The 392-nt window shown below is 48.0% G+C and carries 1 protein-coding gene; it reads left to right on the plus strand.

The features are described from left to right. Positions 1-392, plus strand: a 392-nt coding sequence (locus tag GFC01_RS18530) for a condensation domain-containing protein (RefSeq protein ID WP_152948535.1), incomplete at both ends; no start/stop codon positions are given.

Raw genomic sequence — 392 nt, forward strand, 5'->3', positions numbered from 1 at the left:
CATTTGAACGCGAGGGAGCATTAAAGCTGAGCTTTGACTATGCAGCGGCGTTATTTAAAGAAGAGACCGTCCGCCGGTTCGGAACTCACTTCCTGGCGATTATTCGTGAGGCGGTTCGTCATCCAGAGGAACAGATCGGCTTGCTCCATATACTAGATCAGCATGAACAAATAGAGCGTCTGGAGAAAAAAACCGAAGGGCAGACGAATCGTCATGAGCCATTCCATGTCCAATTTTCGCGTCAGGCGAAGGAAACACCGGATGCTATCGCCGTCATGGATGATCAAAGAAAACTCACCTACCGCGAGCTTGAGGATATGTCATATGCACTTAGCTGTGAACTTAAAAAACGAGGCGTAGAGAAAGAACAGACTGTGGCACTGATTCTTGAC

Origin of the sequence: Desulfofundulus thermobenzoicus, assembly GCF_009428905.1 — a bacterium.
In the GTDB taxonomy this organism is placed as follows: Bacteria; Bacillota; Desulfotomaculia; order Desulfotomaculales; family Desulfovirgulaceae; genus Desulfofundulus_A; species Desulfofundulus_A thermobenzoicus.